The following is a 21,521-nucleotide window of genomic DNA, read 5'->3' as shown; positions in this document are numbered from 1 at the left end:
TTATGATGAACACCATTTGCTATGCTGCTTTTTTAAGGGGGATCAATGTTAGTGGGAAAACCCGCATTAAAATGGTAGATCTAAAGGATGCTTTTGAATCAATGGGATTTAAAAACGTTCGAACATTACTTGCCAGTGGAAATGTAGTTTTTGACTCTGAAGATGAGAGTGAAAAAATTTTAACCGAGAAAATAGAATCGGGTTTGAAAAATGTGTTTAATAGGGACATTGCAGTGATATTACGGAGTATTGACCATCTAAAGAAGCTTCAGTCATTAAAACCCTTCGAAGGAATTGAAGTGACTCCAGATATTCGGATGTATGTGACGTTTTTTTCCAAAAAAGCACAACCACACACAATTACAGTTCCCTATACTTCTCCTCAGAAGGCTTTCACTATCCTTAATGAAACTTCAATGGAAGTTTTCAGCACTGTAGACATTTCTAAGGGGAGAGGGACACCGGAATTAATGAATTTTCTCGAAAAAGAGTATGGATCGAATTTAACTACCCGGAGCTGGGGCACGGTCCTGAAAATCCTAAAATAAATAAAATATTATTTAGTTTCTATTTTTTTAGGGGGTTAACAAAATTCCTAGCATTTTGAAGGTCCGCGTCATCTGTTCTTCCTTTATTTAAACCTCCTATATCCTTAGCATAGGGTGGCTTCTAGTTAAATTAATTTTGGGATGTGTGAAATATGACAGAATTTTTATATTACTTCCATTTAATAAAATTTTAAGTAAAATTCACATAAAATAAGGTGATATACATGCAAAAATATGTTCTTTTAGGAAATTGGACAGATAGAGCACGTGAAACTTTTTTAGAAATCCCAGAAAGAGTTAAATTAACAAAAAATATAATAGGAGAACTTAAGGGGAGTATAGACTTTTTCTTTACCATGGGGGAATATGATTTTGTTGCCATCATTGACATGCCTGATGAGGAAAGCATGGTAAAATATCTCTTTAAAGCTTATGAAGCACGATATATAACCATTAAAACCCTCAGGGCATGGACTGATAATGAATTTGCCGAGATGGTTACTGAAATTTAATTAAGATCCATTAATTATCATATAATTTTCTAAATCATGACATTACATAACTCATTCTATAATTACATCCCCCTTTATTTTCAAAAATCATTTACAAAGGTTTCAGCGTAATCCATGTCTTTTGAGTAGTATTTTTATTCTAGTATTCTATTACTTTAGGAACCATACCTGCAATCTTGACACACAGTTCAACGTTACTTAATGTGAACTTACTTTTAGTGTAATGTTTTTTGCTGTTAATATCAACCAGTTTTTGATAAAATGTTTTTGCATCAGCTTCTGAAACTTTCTGTGAAGTATCAGTTTCAGAATCCAGGAAAATCCTTGCAAAAACAGGTCCCACCCATTTAATCCTCACCAGGTCGGTTAATTTTGTTAATTCAAGAAGATCGCCCTCATCTATTCCAAGCTCGTTAGCTAACTTTTCCCGATCATCTAATGTTTTTACCCGTTTAAAAAGATGAAGACTGTTTTTAATTCCGGCACTCTTCAATTCAATGAGAGTTCCTTCTTCAACACCGGGAAATTTATCGAGATTAACTGGATTTGGAGTGTAACTGTTAACTTCTCTTCTTAAAATCAGGAGATAATCTTCAGGTAAACCTGATTTTTCAGCAAATTCCCTGGCTTTTTTAGGATTTTTCAATAAACTAGCAAGATCCTGGAGATTATCAACTTTATTCTCCTTTAAAATTTTGAATCTCTCATCAAGATGGTCTTTTAGCATCTTCCTACTTGGTAACGGGTTTGAATCCCAGATTTCTCCTTTAAATTTCTCCAAAGGAAATTTTTTAAGATCAATATGGTAATTTTCAACCATGTCCTCCCCTCACTCTCAATTAATCCACATTATCCCTTTTTATTTCATTTTATATTCATTAATTCATTATATGTTTTTCACAACTTTTATTCAAATGTTTCCGCGGTCTCCTGGAGATACCTGCGTATATCTATGTTCTGGGTGCATTTTTCTTCACATTCACCACATTCTGTGCAGAATGATGCACTGCCCCTTTTAGCTTTCAGGAATTTGTAATTTCCAGAAGGTTTTTCCATATTCTGGTATAGATAAACATCATTTAACAGGTTCAAATTCAGGGGAATGTCCACACCCTCTGGACAGGGCATGCAGTAATTACAGGCAGTGCAACTAACGTGTGTCCCTTCTTGATATGCCTCTCGAACTTCCTGGATCAGATCCCTCTCATGATCAGTTAAACTATGGGCAAGGCCTTCCTCTGCAATTAATAGATTCTCCTTAACCTGTTCCATGGTACTCATACCACTTAAAACCACATTGACTTCGCTTTGGTCCCAGAGGAACCGTAATGCCCATTCTGCGGGTGTTCTTTTAACCGGTGCCCTGTTCCATATGGCCTGAATATCAGTGGGAATGTTTTTTGCCAGGCAACCACCCCTTAATGGTTCCATGATCACCATTCCCATGCCCCTGGATGCTGCGTATTTCAGTCCGGGTCTTCCAGCCTGGAAGTTCTGATCCATGTAGTTGTATTGTATCTGGGAAAAACTCCAGGGGTATGCGTCCACAATTTCCTTGTAAAGTTTAAGTTCATCGTGGAATGAAAAGCCAGCGTATCCGATCCTACCATCATCTATGGCAGAGTCCAGGAACTGAAAAACCTCCAGTTCTTTAAGGTTTTCCCAGGTACTGTGGCCGAGACCGTGCAGGAGATAAAAATCAATTCTGTCGGTTTGAAGTCTCCGGAGCTGTTCATTTAAATAATAATCCATATCTTCCTTTTTCTGGATGAGCCAGCTTGGTAATTTGGTGGATAAATAAACTTGATCCCGGTAACTATCTTTCAGGGCATTTCCAACTAGGATCTCACTCATACCTCCCTGGGTGGCAGTGGCACCATGGTAGGGATAGGCAGTGTCCACGTAGTTCACACCCGAGTCTATGGCGTAATGAAGCATCTGGGTTGCCAGTGGTTCGTTTATTTTTTCAGGGTTGCCCTCCAGTATGGGAAGGCGCATACAACCAAAGCCAAGTATTGAAACTTCCTGGCCGGTTTTTCCAAAGTTTCGGTATAACATGAGTAATGAGTCCTCCTGATAAACAATGAAATTTCATTAAAGTATTTATAAAAATTTCTTGATGGTGAGTTGATAAATTAAGAGTAAATTGATAATTAACAAAATTGGTTGTGTAACTTCAGAATCATATTAGAATAACATTATTTAGTATATGTTTGATTAAATAAAGATCATGTCAACTAAAGCCGCATTCATATTCATTGCACCAGGAAACGATCCCGAACAGCATCGCGCAGTAATTGATTCACCGGTGATTGAACTTTCAGTGGTGGGTGTGAAAAACTATGATGAAGCAGAAAAGGTTGCCCTGGACCTTGTTTCAGAAGGCATAACAGCCATAGAACTGTGTGCCGGGTTCGGAAGTGAAGGAACAGCCCGAATTGCCAGAGCCGTGAAGGGAAAAGCAGTTGTAGGGGTGGTACGTTTTGATTTGCACCCTGCCTTCGACCATAAAAGTGGAGATGAACTTTTTTAATTTAATACATTGAACCAACACTTCCTTAAACAAACAACTTCCTTAAACAACATTTTCACTCTTTTTTAGCGTATGGAAATCACATTTTAAGGAAAAAAGTGCCAGTTTTTAAACCCCCACAAATTAGTATGATTAAAACTAAACGATTATTAATAAGGCCATTGACTGGTGATGAATTAAAAAAACACATTGATTCGCCCCAGGAATTTGCTAAATGCATTGGTTTGGTACCTTCACAAACATTGATGGATAAAAATACCCAAGAAGCAATATTAAATGATCTGCTGCCTAACATAGAAGATTCAAATAAAGATCCTTTGTTTTATACCATGTGGATAGTTATAGAGAAAAGTGAACGGGCAATTGTTGGGGGTATATGTTTTCATGGTGAACCCGATGTAAATGGGGAAGTTGAAATCGGATATGGAACAGACTACGGGTATAGAAACAAAGGTATAATGACGGAAACCATAGCTGGATTGATTCATTGGCTTAAAACAGATGATAAAGTTAAAGTAATCCGGGCCGAAACTGAAGCGGATAATAATTCATCAATTAGAGTATTGGAGAAGAATAATTTCAAGATATTTCAACGTAAGGATGACTCAGTAATCCTGAAATTAAAATTGCAATAGATGCTTTTGAAAGATGAGCATTTGCGAATGGGATTAACTTCAGGGAGTAGGGAATTACATTTGCAGTTTATTAATTTACTTTAAAAACCATCTTTGAAATTAATGATAATTTTATGTATAACGGGGGTGTAATATGAAAGTTTTCAAACGACCGGGTCCAGTAAACACTGATGAAGTGATAGAAATCCTTAAAAATGCATCATCTGAATACGAAACAGTGGTGGTTGCATCGGTCACTGGGAGTAGTGCAGTTAAGATTGCAAAAACCCTGAAAGATAAGAAGATAGTCTGTGTCACCTGTCCTCAGGGCATGTACTGGGAAGTGGAGGAGATGGATAAGGATCTCTTCGCTGAAATACCAGAACTCAGTAAAGCGCGTGATGAATGGGTTAAGAAAGGTTTAAAAAAGGTGCCTATGAACATAACATCCGAAAATCGGGTTCAACTGGATCGATTGAATGTTGAAATTGTTCGTGGGACCATACCCCTTTTTGGACCAACTTTTTCCATGCGCCTGCATTTGCAAAGACCCAGTTCCCTGGATGTAATGGCCAAAACACTGGAACTAATATCTCCCGGTACACTGGTATCAATGGAAGCTGTTTTGATGGCAACTGATGCAGGGGTGATTAGGGAAGATGAACTGGTACTGGCCTGTGCTGGGACAGAAATGGGTTTGGATACTTTATGGGTTCTTAAAAGCTGCGCATCAGCTAATCTCTTCCACCCTTCAAAGGGCTTCAGATTTGTGGAGCTATTGGCAAAACCGGGTGTTGCCTCAAATCCAGATATAAACATAGAATATCTGAGATAATTTAACATGGGCTAATCAGGTGATATGCCAAGTGTCTTCTAAATGAATATCCGATCACAAATTGGTATATAATATTTTTTCATAATCTTAATTTTTTTTGATTATTCTTCTTTTTGTTTTACAATACCCTTTTCTGGGTGTTTAAATCCTATTCGAGATGAAAATCATGCCTTGACAGAATCATGTCTAAAACTATAAATAGTACCTTGCATTATACAGTACCTTGTAAGATGCAGTGATCATCATGAACACTCAATTTAAAAAAGGAGTACTGGAACTGTGTGTCCTGGTTCTCCTTGACAGAAAAGACTGTTACGGTTACGAGATGGTGGATGAAATCTCGAAGAACATATCCATTTCCGAAGGAACCATCTATCCTCTTCTTAAAAGGTTAAAAAAGGAGAAGTTTGTGATTTCATACTTAAAAGAATCCCAAGATGGTCCGCCTAGAAAATATTACCGGTTAACTGAATTGGGAAAAGGAAAAAAGGAAAAATTAGTTGAAGAATGGAAAAACTTCTCTATAGGTGTAAATAATTTATTGAATTTTGAAATTAAGAATAATTCGGGGGCTATTAAGGATGAATAAGAAAGAATATCTTGACCAGCTCAGCAAACTTCTGAGAACACTTCCAAAGGAGGACAGAGAAGATATTATCTCAGATTACCAGGAACACTTTGCCATTGGTTTGGAGAAAGGTAGAACTGAAGAAGAAATTTCAAGGGCACTTGGAAACCCTAAAAACGTTGCTAAACAGATTAAAGCAGACAATTTGGTTAAAAAAGCTCAAGATAAACCCTCAATTGGTAGTATAATTGGGGCGATATTGGCAACAATGGGATTAGGTCTTTTTAATCTGATATTTGTGGCAATCCCAGTCCTGGTGGTTGCAGTAATTATTTTGATCTTATTTGTGGCTGGAATTATCATTATCTTCACAGGGATATATTGGGTTTTAGTGCCCTTTTTACATCTTATTATTCCTCAATTAGCTATCCCTACCTTTATCAATTCGCCAGGTAATGGAATTTTGAATATTCTGGTGGTAGTGTTAAGTGGAATCGGCCTGACAGCTGGAGGAATTATTTTAGTAGTGTTAATGGCGTACATTACTAAATGGTTCTATGAATTAATGATCAAATACCTAAAACTGAATTTAAGAATTATTAAAGGACGGGAAAGGGATTTTTAACATGATAAATTGCAACAGGGGGTTAGATCTATGAGAAAATTTCTTTGGGAGTTACTGGCTGGTACTAAGGGTGGATTGAACCGTGCTAGGATCATAGATGAGTTAAGAAACAGGCCTTATAATGCAAATCAGCTCGCTGAAAGGCTTTCTCTTAACTACAAAACCATAAAGTACCATATTGAAGTTTTAGATAAAAATGGGATAGTGACTTCCACCGGTAACGGGTACGGCACATTATATTTCCTTTCAGATAAAATGGAAGAAAATTTCGACATTTTTTTGGAAATATGGGAACAATTTAGCGGATCTCGTGCTAATGTTTATCACATGGTTGATAATGTTCCAGCAGGAGTAGTTCATCACTGATTATAAAGTATGAACAATCCATAAAGCTCTTGTTTTCCTTCTCATTATTTCTCTAAGGTATTTGATCTTTTCTACTTTACGTCTTATTTTTACATTAGTTTAACTTCCAGTTCATTCTTATTTTCTTACAAGTTAAAACAATGAATCTTTTTTACACATCCTTAACATTCAACAGGCTTATTTTTTTTAAATAACTAATTTTTAATGAATTTTTACCATTGTCCTTGATTTTGTTACTATTTGTATGTTTCCTATTAGGGGTGAATTTGGGTGTAATTTTTAGGAAATTAAGGGTGAAATAGAATTAAAAACGGGGGAATTAGGACTAAATTCTGGAATAACTATTTTTAAAGGTTTAAACTACTATTAAATTAACAGATAACGAGAAATTATTCAAAAGGAGGTAATCTTGAAAGTTTGGGTATAATACAGAATTTCTAAAGATGCTGGTCCCGATGAAAGTGGGGATTTAGGATTTATTAAAAAATCATATAAATTCGCATTTTACCGCCTCATATAATCCTGCTGGAGGGACATTGAACTTATGAATAAATATGTGACTAAATTGTTTTAATGGATTAAATAGCTTTAAAATCTATTTAAATTTCATATAATCTCTAACAAAATCTAGGTCCGATATCTTGGCCTTATTGTTATTCTATTATTTGGAGGTGAAATGATGGATCTCTATAAATTGGCATTAAACAACATTAGAAGAAGAAAACTCAGAAGTGCCCTGACCATGCTGGGGATAATAATCGGTGCCGCAATGCTCATGGTGCTTTTAGGGCTAACTGCCGGGACAACCACGGCTATTAAAGATGAAACAAATGCTTACATGTATGATATAGCAATTTCTCCAGAATCTACCTCTGGAAATTATTTAATGGATAGTCAAACCATATCCAAGGTAGAGAAACTGTCAAATCTTCACGATTTCCGTGAGGTAACTGCTTTCTCGGAGGATATGAATAACACCAAACTGTTTTTCGAGGGAGTCAATAACTGGAAGGATGCTAAAATAATAAACGGAACGCAAGGTGTTGTGGTTAACCAGGAAGCGGTTGCAAAGTTAGGTTACGGTATTGGAAGTAAAATAACAGTCAAAGGCAAGGAATTAACTGTGACTGGAATATCTAAAGAAGCACAGGCTCCTTACGTTTATATAGACCAGACAACAGCCAGGCAAATGGCTGGTGATCAGGTAGCTGTTATCTATGCCAGTACTGACGGGGACCCAAAAACCGTTGCTGATCAGGTTAAAAAACAGGTAAATGGGGTTTCAGTGGAAACCAAATCTGATAAGGTGAAGGAAATCCAGGAAATGACTGATCAAGCTCTCTTATTCATGGGATTCATAGCCAGTATTGCCCTGTTGGTGGGAATCATAAGTGTGATCAATACCATGCTAATCAGTGTCATGGAACGAACCAGGGAACTGGGAGTATTAAAAGCCATTGGTTTTACTAACTGGGAAATAAAAGGAAGCATACTGTTTGAATCAGGCCTTTTAGGATTTTTCGGAGGAGTTATCGGTGTAATCCTGGGAATTATTGGAATATACGGGGTTGCCAATGCACTGAAGCTAGCAGACTATATTCCTGGAATGATGCCCATATGGTTAATTTTAGGGGTTATTGCTGGTGCTACCATTTTAAGCGTACTAGCAGGACTTTACCCTGCCACTAAAGCTTCAAAATTACAGGTTGTGGAGGCGTTAAGGAATGACTAATCATATACTTGAATTTAAAGATGTTTGGAAAACCTATCACATGGGTGATTCGGATGTGAATGCCCTTGCAGGTTTAAACCTGACTCTGGAAGAAGGTTCATTCACTGCAGTCATGGGTCCCTCTGGGTCTGGTAAATCCACATTCCTGCACGTGGCAGGGATACTGGATACTCCTTCTAAAGGTTTATTTCGGATAAACGGAAGGCAAACCAGCGAATTATCAGTCAAAGAACAGGCAATTCTTAGGAGAAATGAGATTGGATTCATATTCCAGAGATTCAATCTCTTGTCTCAGCTTTCTGCCCTGGAAAATGTCACGTTACCCATGATCAATGAGGATTCTGAAAAAGCAAAAATGATCCTGGATAAAATGGGATTGCATGATAAGTACCATAAATTCCCCAACCAGCTTTCCGGTGGAGAACAGCAGCGAGTAGCAATAGCCAGAGCTCTTATAAACGATCCATCGATAATTCTGGCTGATGAACCAACTGGAGAACTTGATACTGCCAATGCCAATTCCATAATGCAGGTATTACAGGATCTAAACCGTAATGATGGGGTGAGCATTGTAATCGTAACTCACAACCAGGCATCTGCTGATTTTGCTGATGAAATAATCCATATGCAGGATGGTAAAATGGTTAAAGTAGATAGAAAATAGGAAAAAAAGTTTTTAGTTGCACTAATGGCAATTATTAAACTTTTCAAATATTTTTTTGCTCTAAAATAAAAGTCTAATAAAAAGAATCGATCTGGATATCTATTCTCGTAATCTTTCACAATTTAAAGTTTCAGGTTAAAATATGTATCTAAATTTATTACATTCAGTTTTTAACACTATTTTTGTGATGATTTTCCAGAAAGTGCTAATTTCACCACGCATATTCCAGTTTGCTATCATAGTCACCAGTGTTGCAAACATGATCTGTTTAACCATGATAATTCACAACTACTGGGGACAGTACAGGGAAATTAAATCAAAAATCACCCTTAGTCTAATACTTTTATTCCTAGTGTTCATGGTCCAGAACTTCATTTTTACAGTTTATTTCTTATTATATTTGCCTAAAAATTGCATTGATATAATTGGACCTCTTTTATTTTTGGGTTGTGAATTCATAGTTTTAACCCTATTTTTAAGGGGAGTCAGAAACCAAATCAGCTAAACTCCTAATTTATTTAATCAGGTAAATGTATTTATAGCACGTTATGTGATCATAATCAGTCATAAGGATATTATTGGCCTTTTATGACGAATGAACATGCTAGGGATTAACATAGAATGTTATTTTAGTTATTGAAATCATAAATTTAATTACATAAATTTAACTAATAGTTTTTCTTAATCCAAGGAACTGTGTGATCTTATGAGAAAACTGCTCTGGTGGTTGATAGCTGGCTCAACAGGAGGCCCAAATCGGGCTAAGATCATCATGACATTACACAAAAGGCCTTACAATGCTAATCAACTATCAGAATCTCTGAATTTAAATTATAAGACTGTAAGACATCATATTAAAGTTCTGGAAGAGAATAACGTCATCACATCTGCGGGTAAGAAGAAGTACGGTGAAATGTACTTCCTTTCTGATGAGATGGAAAGAAATTATAACACATTCCAGGATATCTGGGAAGAACTGGAACAAAACTCAGTTGGAAAATAGAGATTTTTTATTACAAATTTTAGTATATAAATATTTTAAGGATTTAAGCTTAAAATTGCTTTAAGAGGAAAATATGACTTTAGCGGAATACGGGCAGTTTGGTGGGGTAGTAATCTTCATAGCGGTGGCAATTGGAATTGCAAATGTTTGCCTGCTCTTTGGATTATTGTATTCCTACTGGAAAACATATCGCCAGGTTAAATCCAAATTCACAATAGGATTATTGTATTTTGCCACTTTCCTTCTATTACAGAACATTTTATCCACCATATTCTTGGCATTGCCCCTTTTTGTATCGATAGAATTCCATGGATCTGAAATTGGTGGGCCCAGATTGCCTTTATTTTTAATCAACATAGTCCAGCTCATCGCACTATCAATCCTCTTCAAAATTACTCGTGAATAGAAGATTTAGAGCCAATCTCATGGAATGATTTTTAGTTAGTGGAATGGTAGATTTTAGTGAATTTGTGCATAATTTGTGCATAATTTTCCCCTCTTTATTGCCTGAATTCGGCATAATCATTTAATAAACAACTTAAATAGAAAGAACTATGTCGTACTTAAAGCTGATCCTAAAAAACCCCTTTAGGAATAAAACAAGAGGTGCCCTTGCAATTGTGGGAATTGCAATTGGAATCATGGTCATAGTGGCCCTGGGCATGGTTGCAGGTGGTCTTAAAGCGTCAACAACCACCACCCTCAAAGCAGGAGCTGCTGAAATCAATGTAATGCAGACTGGTTCAGGTAACTTTGGATCAGGAAGGGTCAATGAGACCAGGGTCACAGATTTACAAAACATAGCTGGAGTTAAGGAAACTGCTGGATTACTGAAGGCAACCAACACATCCACCAGCGGATCATCAGTATCCACTAGTTCTACTGGGACATCCACTGGAACTACCAGCTCAGGATCTGGAGGTCCGAACAGTTTCGGGGGCCTTTCAGTGACGGGTATGAATCCGGATAAACTGAGCCTTGCTGGAATTGAGAACGTAACTGGATCTTTATATTCTACTAACAGTGAAAATGAAGTTATAATTGGTAAAACTGCTTCCACAAATCTAAACAAAACTGTGGGAGACACAATAAACTTATTCGGGAAAGATTTCACCATCACCGGAATTTACGAGACTGGAAGCTTCATGACTGATGGGGGAGTGTTCATGTCCCTCACCACATTGCAGAACCTCACCAGCAACAACAACACAGTTAGTACCATAGCGGTGAAGCTCAATGAAAATGCCAACACCATTGAGGTAAGTAAATCAATTGAAACGTCCTATCCCAATGAGCTGTCTACAACCACTGCCGAAGCAACGGCTAACAGAATGAACAGTGCACTCAGTACCATCGATGCAGCCACCTGGGCCATCTCCCTACTGGCAATTATAATTGGTGCCGTGGGAGTGATAAACACCATGATAATGTCAGTGTTTGAAAGAACAAGAGAAATAGGCGTCTTAAAAGCAGTAGGCTGGAAAGAAAAGAGAATTCTAGGAATGATCTTGGGTGAATCAGTGGTTTTAACCCTCATCGCTGCAGTAATTGGAACCATAATCGCAGTGGTTGGAGTGGTAGCGTTACTGGCATTTTCCTTTGAAGGAGTTATACAACCATCCTTTGCACCGGAAATATTCCTGGAAGCATTCGCGGTTGCATTTGTCGTGGGAATAATCGGTGGATTGTACCCTGCTTACAGAGCATCCCGACTATCACCAACCGAGGCGTTGCGCTATGAATAATCAACATCATGGGGAGAAAAATATGGATAATGGGAAGAACGTCATCGAAATCCACGATCTTAAAAAAAGCTACGATGATGGAACGATTAAAGCATTAAACGGTCTGAACCTGGAAGTGAAGGAGGGAGAATTTCTATCCATAATGGGTCCCTCTGGTTCTGGAAAATCAACACTCCTCAACATGATTGGAGCACTGGATGTGGCTGATGAAGGATCGATTCATGTGGCTGGCATTGACCTCATGAAGACCAAGGAACTGAGTGAATTCCGTTCCAAAGAGATTGGATTTGTCTTCCAGATGCACAACCTGATACCCAACCTCACTGTTCTGGAAAACGTGGAAATACCCATGTATGAAACAGATCTATCCAGTGACCAGATGAGGGAAAGGGCACTGGAACTTTTAAAGGCAGTAGGTCTGGAGGATCGGGCAGATCAGATACCTACCAAGCTCTCAGGTGGACAGCGCCAGAGAGTGGCCATTGCCAGGGCACTGGTGAACCGCCCCTCCATCATCCTGGCTGATGAACCCACCGGGTCTCTGGACTCCCAGACCGGGGATGTGATCCTGAAACTCCTGCGTGACCTGCATGAAAAGGAAAACGTTACCCTGGTCATGGTAACCCATGAACCCTACGTGGGGAAAATGGCTGAAAGGATTGTAAACGTGCTTGATGGGAAGATACAAAACTAAAATTAGAATAACTTTTAAAAAGGTGAATTTCTGCCTCCAATGGAATTCACCTCAATTTTTTTATTTACAGTTCATGATTCATGGTTGATACAATGATAACCGGAGAAATTGGCTTAGCACTGATTATTGTGGCAGTTGCAATTGGAATTGCAAACATTATTCTGTTAATGTTTTTACTCAAAACATACTGGAAAACATATAAACAAATAAAATCAGGATTCACCGTAGGTTTGGTGTATTTTTCATCCTTTCTCATCCTCCAGAACATAGTATCCACTATTTTCATTGCTTTACTACTTGTAATTCCTATGGATGTTCACATTTCGGAATTGCATGGTCCAAGACTCCCTCTATTTTTGATTAACCTGGTGCAACTAGTGGCACTATCTATACTGGTTAAGATAACAAGGGAATAATAAATGGAACATACATACAAAACTTTAATGAAGGAAGATATCATGGAAATTTCAGTTATACTGGCCCATCCATATCCAGAAAGCTTCAACCATGCCATTTATCAGACAGTTCTGGATTGTTTGAAGGAAAACGGATACCAGGTTCATGCCCACAATCTTTATGAAGAAGGGTTCAACCCTCTCCTTGAAGGTCCTGAACTTGTCACTGGGGAAACATCCGATCCAATGGTCTTAAAGCATCGTCAGGAAATAACTAAGGCCGATGGTATTATCATAATTCATCCTAACTGGTGGGGTCAGCCCCCAGCAATATTAAAAGGGTGGACAGACCGGGTGCTTAGATCAGGTGTGGCCTACCAGTTTGAAGAAGGAGATGATGGTTCAGGAGTACCAAAAGGTTTACTGGTAGCAGAAGCAGCCATTGTATTTAACACTTCCAACACCCCTGAAGAAAGGGAGAAACTAATTTTTGGCGACCCACTGGAGAGAATATGGAAGGACTGTGTATTTGATTTCTGTGGAATAAAGAATTTCCACCGGAAAATGTTCCGCGTAGTAGCCAGTAGCACCCAAAAAGAGCGTCAATTATGGTTAAATGAAGTTCAAAAAATTGTCAATAATTATTTCCCGGAAAATGGATTTTACTAGTTTTATTGGTGTTCATATCGAACCAAGCAAGTTAATAACAGGTATAGGGGGATAATGTCTGAAACTTGTTTAAATCAAGTAGATTTATTGACAACTAATTATAAAATAAATTATAATAATAATCAGAAATGGAAAAAATCAAAAGGGGCTTTATCATGCTACCACTGGTTACTATCTATAATGCAGTGAGTTTAGACGGGAGAATAACAGGCTTCAATGCGGATGTGGAGCTTTATTATGAGTTAGCTTCTAAGTGGAATGTGGACGCAGTTTTAATGGGAAGCAACACTGTACTAACTGGATTTGGGGTCAAACCCGGAGAAACACTTCCAGAATCGGAGGATGCCTTCCAACCAAGGGTGAGGGATCCTGAGGATGATATGCCTTTACTGGTAGTTCCAGATAGCCGAGGACAGATTCGTGTCTGGAATGAAATTTTAAAAATGCCCTATATCAAGGATGTTCTGGTATTATGCAGCAGATCCACACCTCAAGAGTACCTGGACTTCTTAGATGAACGTTACATACATTATCTGGTGGTAGGGTACCAGCACGTGGACCTAGAAAATGCCCTGGAAGAACTCAACACCAAATTTGGGGTTAAAAAGGTAAGAGTCGATAGTGGTGGCGTTTTAAATGGAATATTACTCCGGAAGGGCTTGGTGGATGAATTACACCTCCTGATACACCCTGAACTGGTGGGTGGAACTGCAATCAATTCCATTTTTCAGGAATCGAAATTGGAGGGGGGAGAGACTCTTACTAGGGAAGAAACTCCCATCAAATTATCTCTGGAGGGTGTGGAGAAAATTAAGGATGATATCATCTATCTCAGGTACAGAATCTTCAATGGGATGTTTAAATGATGTTAATGAATCTTCAGTGGATTGTTTAGATAATGGTATAGAATTTTAGGTGGTTTGTAAACAATAATATGAGAAAAATTGAATATGAATATTAAATGATATGGGTACTTAAAATGCTTTATTTAATACAAAAAGATGATTTAAATGATTATCTGGAACTTTCAGAAGTAGTGGATTACGATAATCCCGAAATTCAGTTGAAAGCTAGTGAACTGGCCCATGGTCTGGAAAAGGTTGAAATAGCAAAAACTATTTATCACTTTGTAAGGGATGAAATTGACCACTTTCTGGATATGGAAGTGATGAAGTGACCTGCCGGGCATCAGATGTTTTAAAAAAAGGTCATGGCTTATGTTTTGCAAAATCAAATTTATTAGCTGCTCTTTTAAGATTCATGGAGATCCCAACTGGATTCTGTTATCAGACACTGACTCATGAAGATGGTTTGGTTCTTCATGATTTAAACGCAGTTTACTTAAGTGGTGAATGGTTCAGATTGGATTCCCGTTGAAACCGTGCAGATGTGGATGCCCAGTTTTCCATGGATAAAGAGAAACTGGCTTTCTATGCCCTAGAAGAAGGAGAAGTTGATTATTCACATATATTTTCTAAACCAGATAAACGGGTTGTAAATGTATTAAGTACCTCAAAGAGTGTTGATGAGGTCATGAACATTATCCCTACTACCCTTTAGCTGATTAAACTGATAAATGATTTTTTTTTATTGAATTCTCTTATCATGACTTCTTTTGTTAAATTTGGTCATTAGATTTGGTCTTTTTTAGATTTTCTTTTTTTTGATTATCCACCATTAAATGTACAGATTTATCCTATGAAGTTTTAAATAGTACCCCAACGTTAAATTATTGTAGAACTATAATTATTCTGGAGATATTTCAGATATCAAATTAATTCGAGAGGTAATTATTTAGATGTTATTTAATGAGAGGTAATTTTTCAGAGGTTATTTCAAATGAGAGATGATTACGTTCATGGCTATTCAGAAAGAGAAGCAGTAAGACTGGTTGATCAGGCAAAAACACTGGCTCCCCTCATGCACCACGACACCAGTTATCCTGAAGGGAGTAGAGTGTTGGAAGCTGGCTGTGGTGTGGGTGCTCAGACCATAACCCTGGCTAGAAACAGTCCTCAGGCAGAGATAACTTCGGTAGACATATCAAAACCATCCCTAAATCATGCTAAAGCTTTAATTCAAAGTGAAGGAATTTCAAACGTCCAGTTCCAAACTGCAGACATCATGGAACTCCCATATGAAGATGAAACCTTTGATCATGTGTTTATATGCTTTGTTCTGGAACATCTCCCGAACCCGGTAGGGGCTCTATTGAGTTTGAAGAGGGTCCTCAAAAAAGGAGGTTCCATCACAGTTATTGAAGGGGACCATGGGTCATGTTATTTTCATCCTGAAACTGAAGAGGCAGTTAAAGCATGGCAATGTCTTATCAAGGTTCAAACAGACTTAAACTGCAATCCATTAATGGGAAGGGAACTTTACCCCCTCTTAAATGAAGCTGGTTTTGAAGATATACAGATAGACCCACGGGTGGTTTATGTGGATGAAAGCAAAGGAGAACTGGTGGATGGATTCATTAAAAAGACCATAATTGCTATGGTGGAGGGCGTTAAAGACCAGTCCATCGATTCTGGATTTATAACTCCAGAAACATGGGATAAAGGAATTCAGGACCTGCACAGGTCTGCAGAACCATCTGGAACCTTTTTCTATAATTTCTTTAAGGGAACGGCTAAAAAGTAGATTATGACTAACAAATGGCTACAAATCAGTTAATCATCAGGTTAAATCCTCATTTTTTTAGTATTTTAATCATTTTTTTAAAATGCCCTTTCTGTTAGATTTCTAATTTTTCCATTAATTATTAAATCAAGATCTAAATATTTTTAATCAAGATGTTTCCATTAATTATCATTTTTCGATAAACTAGATCAAAGTTCATATCTCTGATTCATCATATTCTAATAATGTAGAAGGCGATTAACATGAGCAAATTTGAGAAATCAGAATGGTCTGAAAGAGAACATGCACAGGAATTCATGGAAAATGCAGATATCTATATACTGGAACGAAAAAGGCTATTTGAAATCTTAAAATCATTTTATAGGTATTTTTTAGGCAACAATGGATCACAAAAGCCAGTTAAGATTTTGGATCTTGGATGTGGTAATGCAGCAATTACCCTGGAGTTATTAAAGGAAGATAATAAAATCAATGCCACTCTGGTGGATGGATCACTGGAAATGCTTAAAAATGCCAGGGAAAACCTAGAAAACTATGAAGGGATGAATTTCATACATAAAACATTTCAGGAATTGCTGGAGAATGGATCGCATGATATAAAATCCCAAGATAATGAATCGCAGAATAATGGATCACAGGATAAAAATCTCCTACCCGATGAATTTGATCTGGTTGTTTCCTCCCTGGCTATTCACCATATTTCTACTGAAGAAAAAAAATCACTTTTCCAGTACATATATAACCATCTGAAATCAGGGGGATTCTTTTTGAATATTGAAACTGTAAAAGCCCCGGTAGATGAACTGGAACAGTGGTATCGTGTACTTTGGAGTGAATGGATACGCGAAAACCAGGATAAACTTAATACCAAGAAGAGTTTTGAATATTTACCAGAACAGTACAAGGATAACCCCGACAATCACCCTGACACACTGAAAATCCAGTTAGATGCACTGGAATCAGTTGGATTCTCCCGTGTGGATTGTTATTACAAGTATGGAATATTTTCCATCTACGGGGGAATGAAACAATAAATCCAGGTATCAACTGAAAACTGGCCATAATTGAATATTATTTTTTTTAATTAAGTTTACAAATCATAGATTAATATGAAATCATAGAATTAAAAATTATAATCAAATCATAGATTTAGAATTAATGGATTAATTAAAAGAAAGTGAATCAACATTCCATTTAATAAATTAATCGAAAAAAGGGAAGAAAATACATGGAAAAAATTGGATGCATTGGCTACGGTGCCATGGGAAGTATGATCATCAGAGGTATCCTTTCATCTGGAGTTTTAGCAGAATCTGACCTCATTATCACCACCCGCACCCCCCATAAATTAAAAGATTTAAAGGAATCATATCCCCTGGTGGAAATAGCTCCAGACAACGTAACTGTAGCACGAAAATCACAGAAACTATTCATATTCGTTAATACAGGCAGGGTTAAAGAATTACTGGAAGAAATAAAGGATCATCTCTCGCATAAAACCCACATCATTTACATTGCTGCGGGTTTAACCATGGAAAATGTTGAAAAGATTTTTCCAGGAAGGATAAGTAAGGTAATTCCCAGTTTAACCTCTGAAGTGGGGGAAGGAATCTCTCTGGTAGCCCATAATAAGCAGGTGGAAGACGTTGATGCTGAGTTTGTTGAACAAACCTTCAAAGCCATTGGAGAAATAAAAATAGTCAAAGAAGACCAGTTTGGACTGGGAGCTAATTTAACTAGCTCTGCCCCTGCATTCATATCATCAATCCTGATGAAATTTACCGAATCTGCCTTAAAAGAAGGTCTTTTCACCCAAAAAGAGGCGGAGGAAATGGTTATAGAAACACTCTACGGAACAGCCAAACTTCTCCAGAAAACTGATATGACATTTGAGGATGTTATCACCAAGGTGGCAACCCGGGGTGGCATCACCGAAGAAGGACTGGACGTGCTGGACCGTGAATTACCTCCTGTATTTGATGAACTCTTTGATATCACCCTGAAAAAATATGAAAAGTTTGAGAATGAATTACACACAGAATATGTCCAATTGAATAGATTAGATTGACAAGGAGATTTGGTGGATTGGTAAACTACGGTTGTTGTTGATTGTTTTGCTGGGTTTTGGTCGTGGTTGATTTGATTAAAAATATGGTTTTTAAAGTTTAAGAGCGAATTGAACTAGAAAATATTATTATAACATTTAACTGGATTTATTATTATATCATTCCGATTATATCATTTCAGGGATTTATTCTTTATTCCAGTGTCCTAATGCAGTTTTATAAAGTGCGTATATAATCACCAGGTAAGCAAGGGATCTAATGGTCAGAAGGAAAATATTAGAGCTCTTAACTCCTAGTATGATACCTAAATGAGCTATACCAAACAGACAAAAAGTTATGGCTATATATAGGGCAATTAAACTCTCTTTTTTACGATATTCCCAGTAACCTAAGCCAACAATTATTATGCAGAAAAATAGGTTCAAAATAGTTACTGGATCCAGGATTATTGTCATGATGGAACCTCCTATGCGAATTATTTCTATCTCTGGAAATGTTAATAAGTTTTTTGATAACCTAGAAAGTGGATGATGAGTAATAAATCATTTATAGTAGAATTAACTTATACATTTCTTAGAACTGGGATAAGGTGCCAGTAATCGTCAAAGAATAGGATTTGAGAAGATGAAGATCATAACCTTATTTGCAATATTAGTCGTGTTAATGATGGGGGTCGTATACGGGGTTATGTTTGCAACTGGCGGAGAAAAAGCCGATATGAATGGTAAAATAATAGGTATATGTCACGCTGATCCTCAGGATGAAAATAACACTCAGGATTCTATTTTAGTTGAAGGATTGATCAGTGGAAATAGCCAAACCCATAATTTATCTGTTAAAATCAACAAAGAAACAGTAGTGGTCAAAAAGAATGGAAACCAACGTGAAAATGCCTCTTCAACCGATCTAAAAACTGGTGATAACGTGGCAGTAATGTTCACCGGACCCTTCGTTGATTCCTACCCACCCCAAACCACAGCCAAAGAAATTATCATAACTCCATCTTAACCACAAATGTTTCCAAATTATAATTTTTTTTCATGATCTCATTTAATTAATAGGGAATATAAGCTAAATTTTTGAAAATATTTCTGTTATTGACAATAGGATGTTGTTAATTGAAATTAATTAAATTACAACCTTTTCTGAGCATTTTAGTAACCGGCCAGTTTTCCATTGTTGAACAGTTTCCTCCGTAAGGTTTAAATAGCAACAATACAATACGTATCTAATGCGCCAAGGTAGCTTAGAGGCGAAGCGGTGGACTGCAGATCCATTACACGGGAGTTCAAATCTCTCCCTTGGCTTTAAATCATTTAAAAGGTCTTTTAAGAAGGCCAATCCATAGGGGTCATAGTGTAATCTGGCTATCATCTGGGACTCCAGTTGTCTTTGAAGAAACGCGCGCTCTGACGTTAGGTATATACAATCGGATGATGATCGATTGGAGTACTGAGACAAGAGAAATCCTAGGATCTGGGTTCAAATCCCGGTGACCCCATTCACTTTTTTTCTATTAACTGTCTTAAAAACCATTTTAACATCTCAAACATTATATCAGGATAAAATATTATCAGGATGTGAAGCTGTTGCCTAAAATCAATGACATCATTGTAATTGAAGGAAGGGGAAATGACTCCAATGTCTATGTATTTGAAGATATCATCGTGGATACTGGAACCGGTCAGAACATGGATTACATCTTAAAATCCATTAAAGAAGCAGGATCAAGTGTTGATGATCTATCCCTTATTGTGAACACCCACAACCACTACGATCATATAGGTGGCAATCGTTACCTGAATCTGGAAGTGGCCATGCACCCAAATGATGCACGGGCCTTAGAAGAAGGGGATGAAGATGTTCTTCTGGCCACCATGTTTGGAAAGACCATGGAAAAAATGGAAGTAAGCCGTAAACTAAATGAAGGGGATAAAATTCATGATTTTGAAGTGTTACTCACCCCTGGTCATACCTCGGGCAGTATATGCCTCTATGATGGTGAAACCCTGATCTCAGGGGACACAGTGTTTTCTGGTGGGGGTTTTGGCCGTGTGGATCTGGGCGGAAATATGGATGACATGAGAAAATCCCTGGAAAGACTCAGTAAACTTGATATACACTATCTTTTACCGGGCCATGGTCCGGCTGTAGATGATGGGTCCCGCCATGTTCAACTGGCCCGTGAAATGTCAACAGGATATTATTAAGGATTTATTTCAAAATAAAATTTATTTTTAAAAGAAATTGGTATACTTAGAGAATTAGATTGGTATAATTATCCTTAAATTAATGTAACATTTCTGAATTATATTTTTTTATTATTTTTAAGATACAACCACTGATAACTCACCAGGCTCATAATGGTTCCCGATAAGATCAGAGTAGGTCAAATTCCACCCAGAATCAGTCTTAGTCGCGTTTATGGTTGCATGAGGAAAATTCCAGTGGAACTTTTCCACCTCAGGGAGGGTATTTGCATATTTTATGGCCTCCTGTGCAGATTCATAGCTCCCGTTATTAACGGTGAGGTTGTTAACCTCTCTTAAATTGGAAGACTCTTTTTGCAGGGTGTTGTAGGTGAAAACCTTATATTTATTACCTCCGTCACTTTCCACCACAGTCCAGGTGAACATGTCTGAGGTGGGATAAGCAGTTATCTGATTGTAACCATCACTCAGGGTCTGACTCTGGAGGGTATCCATTTTTGCATCGGCACGAATCCCACCAAAGGAGATAAGCATAATCATAAATCCCACCAGGGCAATTTTTTTGTATTTGGGATCCAGACGCAGGTAAAGAATGATGAGAACAGCCAGGGCAACAATTGCAGTGACCAGATCAGTATAATAATAAAGATTGGCACTGTAACGGGTCAGGGAAAATGGATAAAATAGGGGTATGCCTCCGGTGGTCAGAAAGTCCAGGAAAAGATGAGTGAGAACTCCAAAATATGCTAATATCACGTTTCGCTTATTGAATTTGATTTTAATATCTCTTCGGATTAAATGGCTGATAAAACCATTTATAGAGGGTCTAGAGATGATGTAAATGAATATGATGGCAGTTACAAGTCCAAAGATGAAACTATGGGTGATTCCTCTGTGGGTGAAAATGAAAAGTTCAGGGGCCAGGAAACCAACTGCAAAGAAAATCACATCAAAATCAACAGATATCCCTCCAAAACCCCCTGAAAGCCGGTCTTTAACAGTAAAACCTTTGACCTTGAGAAGGGTCAAAATAGCAAAGGGCACGATGAAGTGAGTGAAAAAATCCATAATACTACCTTTCCCAGGTTATTAATCCTAA

At 37.5% G+C, this 21,521-nt stretch carries 30 protein-coding genes and 2 tRNA genes; 28 read left to right on the top strand and 4 right to left on the bottom strand.

The genetic code is table 11. The features are described from left to right. The first annotated feature begins 5 nt into the window (after positions 1 to 5). Both A994_RS00610 and A994_RS00605 read left to right on the top strand, forming a co-directional pair. Positions 6 to 548: a DUF1697 domain-containing protein gene (locus A994_RS00610; protein ID WP_004029300.1), complete on the top strand. Its 543-nt coding sequence runs from the start codon at positions 6 to 8 to the stop codon at positions 546 to 548. A 224-nt stretch (positions 549 to 772) separates the two neighbouring features. Further along, the gene (locus A994_RS00605) at positions 773 to 1,060 is read left to right on the top strand and encodes a GYD domain-containing protein (RefSeq protein ID WP_004029299.1); all 288 of its coding nucleotides are present in this window, start codon (positions 773 to 775) and stop codon (positions 1,058 to 1,060) included. A 139-nt stretch (positions 1,061 to 1,199) separates the two neighbouring features. On the opposite strand, the gene A994_RS00600 is transcribed toward A994_RS00605, so the two are convergent. Together A994_RS00600 and A994_RS00595 are read right to left on the bottom strand one after the other, a co-directional pair. Further along, the gene (locus tag A994_RS00600) at positions 1,200 to 1,880 is read right to left on the bottom strand and encodes a DUF4332 domain-containing protein (RefSeq protein ID WP_004029298.1); all 681 of its coding nucleotides are present in this window, start codon (positions 1,878 to 1,880) and stop codon (positions 1,200 to 1,202) included. Positions 1,881 to 1,966: 86 nt separating this feature from the next. Beyond that, positions 1,967 to 3,118 (bottom strand): aldo/keto reductase, encoded by a 1,152-nt coding sequence (locus A994_RS00595; protein ID WP_004029297.1) that lies wholly within the window; start codon positions 3,116 to 3,118, stop codon positions 1,967 to 1,969. A 172-nt stretch (positions 3,119 to 3,290) separates the two neighbouring features. Between A994_RS00595 and A994_RS00590 the strand changes: the two genes are divergently transcribed. The 22 genes from A994_RS00590 to A994_RS00495 all read left to right on the top strand — a co-directional run bounded on the left by A994_RS00590 (position 3,291) and on the right by A994_RS00495 (position 18,214). Next, on the top strand, positions 3,291 to 3,593 hold the full coding sequence (locus A994_RS00590) for a DUF6506 family protein (RefSeq protein WP_004029296.1): 303 nt from the start codon (positions 3,291 to 3,293) through the stop codon (positions 3,591 to 3,593). 128 nt (positions 3,594 to 3,721) lie between these two features. After that, positions 3,722 to 4,228, top strand: a complete 507-nt coding sequence (locus A994_RS00585; RefSeq protein WP_048204013.1) for a GNAT family N-acetyltransferase — start codon at positions 3,722 to 3,724, stop codon at positions 4,226 to 4,228. A 133-nt stretch (positions 4,229 to 4,361) separates the two neighbouring features. After that, positions 4,362 to 5,042 carry a pyruvate kinase alpha/beta domain-containing protein gene (locus A994_RS12785; protein WP_004029294.1) on the top strand — a complete coding sequence of 227 codons (681 nt, stop codon included), beginning with the start codon at positions 4,362 to 4,364 and terminating at the stop codon, positions 5,040 to 5,042. A 244-nt stretch (positions 5,043 to 5,286) separates the two neighbouring features. Further along, on the top strand, positions 5,287 to 5,631 hold the full coding sequence (locus A994_RS00575; RefSeq protein WP_004029292.1) for a PadR family transcriptional regulator: 345 nt from the start codon (positions 5,287 to 5,289) through the stop codon (positions 5,629 to 5,631). Further along, a complete protein-coding gene (locus A994_RS00570; RefSeq protein WP_004029291.1) occupies positions 5,624 to 6,235 on the top strand; it encodes an HAAS signaling domain-containing protein in 612 nt (203 codons plus the stop codon). The genes A994_RS00575 and A994_RS00570 overlap by 8 nt, the downstream gene beginning before the upstream one ends. Positions 6,236 to 6,265: 30 nt before the next feature. Next, positions 6,266 to 6,601 carry an ArsR/SmtB family transcription factor gene (locus tag A994_RS00565; protein ID WP_004029290.1) on the top strand — a complete coding sequence of 112 codons (336 nt, stop codon included), beginning with the start codon at positions 6,266 to 6,268 and terminating at the stop codon, positions 6,599 to 6,601. Positions 6,602 to 7,280: 679 nt separating this feature from the next. Then, on the top strand, positions 7,281 to 8,333 hold the full coding sequence (locus tag A994_RS00560; RefSeq protein WP_004029289.1) for an ABC transporter permease: 1,053 nt from the start codon (positions 7,281 to 7,283) through the stop codon (positions 8,331 to 8,333). After that, positions 8,326 to 8,997 (top strand): ABC transporter ATP-binding protein, encoded by a 672-nt coding sequence (locus A994_RS00555; protein WP_004029288.1) that lies wholly within the window; start codon positions 8,326 to 8,328, stop codon positions 8,995 to 8,997. The genes A994_RS00560 and A994_RS00555 overlap by 8 nt, the downstream gene beginning before the upstream one ends. 202 nt (positions 8,998 to 9,199) lie before the next feature. After that, positions 9,200 to 9,502, top strand: coding sequence for a hypothetical protein (locus A994_RS13505; protein ID WP_237739670.1), 303 nt, complete (start codon positions 9,200 to 9,202; stop codon positions 9,500 to 9,502). 201 nt (positions 9,503 to 9,703) lie between these two features. Further along, the gene (locus A994_RS00545) at positions 9,704 to 10,000 is read left to right on the top strand and encodes an ArsR/SmtB family transcription factor (protein ID WP_004029285.1); all 297 of its coding nucleotides are present in this window, start codon (positions 9,704 to 9,706) and stop codon (positions 9,998 to 10,000) included. 73 nt (positions 10,001 to 10,073) lie between these two features. Next, positions 10,074 to 10,406, top strand: a complete 333-nt coding sequence (locus A994_RS00540) for a hypothetical protein (RefSeq protein ID WP_004029284.1) — start codon at positions 10,074 to 10,076, stop codon at positions 10,404 to 10,406. Positions 10,407 to 10,554: 148 nt separating this feature from the next. Further along, positions 10,555 to 11,745 (top strand): ABC transporter permease, encoded by a 1,191-nt coding sequence (locus A994_RS00535; RefSeq protein ID WP_004029283.1) that lies wholly within the window; start codon positions 10,555 to 10,557, stop codon positions 11,743 to 11,745. 22 nt (positions 11,746 to 11,767) lie between these two features. Continuing rightward, positions 11,768 to 12,439 (top strand): ABC transporter ATP-binding protein, encoded by a 672-nt coding sequence (locus A994_RS00530; protein WP_004029282.1) that lies wholly within the window; start codon positions 11,768 to 11,770, stop codon positions 12,437 to 12,439. Positions 12,440 to 12,531: 92 nt separating this feature from the next. Further along, positions 12,532 to 12,855 carry a hypothetical protein gene (locus A994_RS00525; RefSeq protein WP_004029281.1) on the top strand — a complete coding sequence of 108 codons (324 nt, stop codon included), beginning with the start codon at positions 12,532 to 12,534 and terminating at the stop codon, positions 12,853 to 12,855. A gap of 3 nt (positions 12,856 to 12,858) precedes the next feature. Then, the gene (locus tag A994_RS00520) at positions 12,859 to 13,503 is read left to right on the top strand and encodes an NAD(P)H-dependent oxidoreductase (protein ID WP_004029280.1); all 645 of its coding nucleotides are present in this window, start codon (positions 12,859 to 12,861) and stop codon (positions 13,501 to 13,503) included. Positions 13,504 to 13,658: 155 nt separating this feature from the next. Then, complete coding sequence (locus tag A994_RS00515; protein ID WP_004029279.1) at positions 13,659 to 14,369, top strand: RibD family protein; 711 nt, start codon at positions 13,659 to 13,661, stop codon at positions 14,367 to 14,369. Positions 14,370 to 14,482: 113 nt separating this feature from the next. Continuing rightward, positions 14,483 to 14,680 carry a hypothetical protein gene (locus A994_RS13500; protein WP_004029278.1) on the top strand — a complete coding sequence of 66 codons (198 nt, stop codon included), beginning with the start codon at positions 14,483 to 14,485 and terminating at the stop codon, positions 14,678 to 14,680. After that, entirely contained in the window at positions 14,677 to 14,880 is a 204-nt protein-coding gene (locus A994_RS13495; RefSeq protein WP_004029277.1) for a transglutaminase-like domain-containing protein, read from the top strand. Before A994_RS13500 ends, A994_RS13495 begins: the two co-directional genes overlap by 4 nt. A 12-nt stretch (positions 14,881 to 14,892) precedes the next feature. After that, the gene (locus A994_RS13490) at positions 14,893 to 15,063 is read left to right on the top strand and encodes a hypothetical protein (protein WP_004029276.1); all 171 of its coding nucleotides are present in this window, start codon (positions 14,893 to 14,895) and stop codon (positions 15,061 to 15,063) included. Between the two features lie 279 nt (positions 15,064 to 15,342). Then, the gene (locus A994_RS00505) at positions 15,343 to 16,146 is read left to right on the top strand and encodes a methyltransferase domain-containing protein (RefSeq protein ID WP_004029275.1); all 804 of its coding nucleotides are present in this window, start codon (positions 15,343 to 15,345) and stop codon (positions 16,144 to 16,146) included. 242 nt (positions 16,147 to 16,388) lie between these two features. Further along, complete coding sequence (locus A994_RS00500; protein WP_004029274.1) at positions 16,389 to 17,180, top strand: class I SAM-dependent methyltransferase; 792 nt, start codon at positions 16,389 to 16,391, stop codon at positions 17,178 to 17,180. A 194-nt stretch (positions 17,181 to 17,374) separates the two neighbouring features. Then, positions 17,375 to 18,214 (top strand): pyrroline-5-carboxylate reductase dimerization domain-containing protein, encoded by an 840-nt coding sequence (locus A994_RS00495; RefSeq protein WP_004029273.1) that lies wholly within the window; start codon positions 17,375 to 17,377, stop codon positions 18,212 to 18,214. A gap of 183 nt (positions 18,215 to 18,397) precedes the next feature. Here A994_RS00495 and A994_RS00490 read toward each other — a convergent pair whose 3' ends face one another. Then, a complete protein-coding gene (locus tag A994_RS00490; RefSeq protein WP_004029272.1) occupies positions 18,398 to 18,667 on the bottom strand; it encodes a hypothetical protein in 270 nt (89 codons plus the stop codon). Between the two features lie 169 nt (positions 18,668 to 18,836). Here A994_RS00490 and A994_RS00485 point away from each other — a divergent pair, with 169 nt between their 5' ends. The 4 genes from A994_RS00485 to A994_RS00470 all read left to right on the top strand — a co-directional run bounded on the left by A994_RS00485 (position 18,837) and on the right by A994_RS00470 (position 20,422). Beyond that, on the top strand, positions 18,837 to 19,220 hold the full coding sequence (locus A994_RS00485; RefSeq protein WP_048203980.1) for a DUF3221 domain-containing protein: 384 nt from the start codon (positions 18,837 to 18,839) through the stop codon (positions 19,218 to 19,220). A 227-nt stretch (positions 19,221 to 19,447) separates the two neighbouring features. Then, positions 19,448 to 19,519: transfer RNA gene (locus tag A994_RS00480), tRNA-Cys, on the top strand. A 40-nt stretch (positions 19,520 to 19,559) separates the two neighbouring features. Beyond that, a tRNA-Trp gene (locus tag A994_RS00475) sits at positions 19,560 to 19,713 on the top strand. An 88-nt stretch (positions 19,714 to 19,801) separates the two neighbouring features. Next, a complete protein-coding gene (locus tag A994_RS00470) occupies positions 19,802 to 20,422 on the top strand; it encodes an MBL fold metallo-hydrolase (RefSeq protein WP_004029270.1) in 621 nt (206 codons plus the stop codon). A gap of 117 nt (positions 20,423 to 20,539) precedes the next feature. Here A994_RS00470 and A994_RS00465 read toward each other — a convergent pair whose 3' ends face one another. After that, complete coding sequence (locus tag A994_RS00465) at positions 20,540 to 21,490, bottom strand: metal-dependent hydrolase (protein ID WP_004029269.1); 951 nt, start codon at positions 21,488 to 21,490, stop codon at positions 20,540 to 20,542. Positions 21,491 to 21,521 lie beyond the last annotated feature (31 nt).

It is taken from the genome of Methanobacterium formicicum DSM 3637 (assembly GCF_000302455.1).
GTDB classification, from domain to species: Archaea; Methanobacteriota; Methanobacteria; order Methanobacteriales; family Methanobacteriaceae; genus Methanobacterium; species Methanobacterium formicicum_A.
Note: the sequence above shows the minus strand (reverse complement) of the source record. Positions and strands in the feature narration are given on the sequence as shown.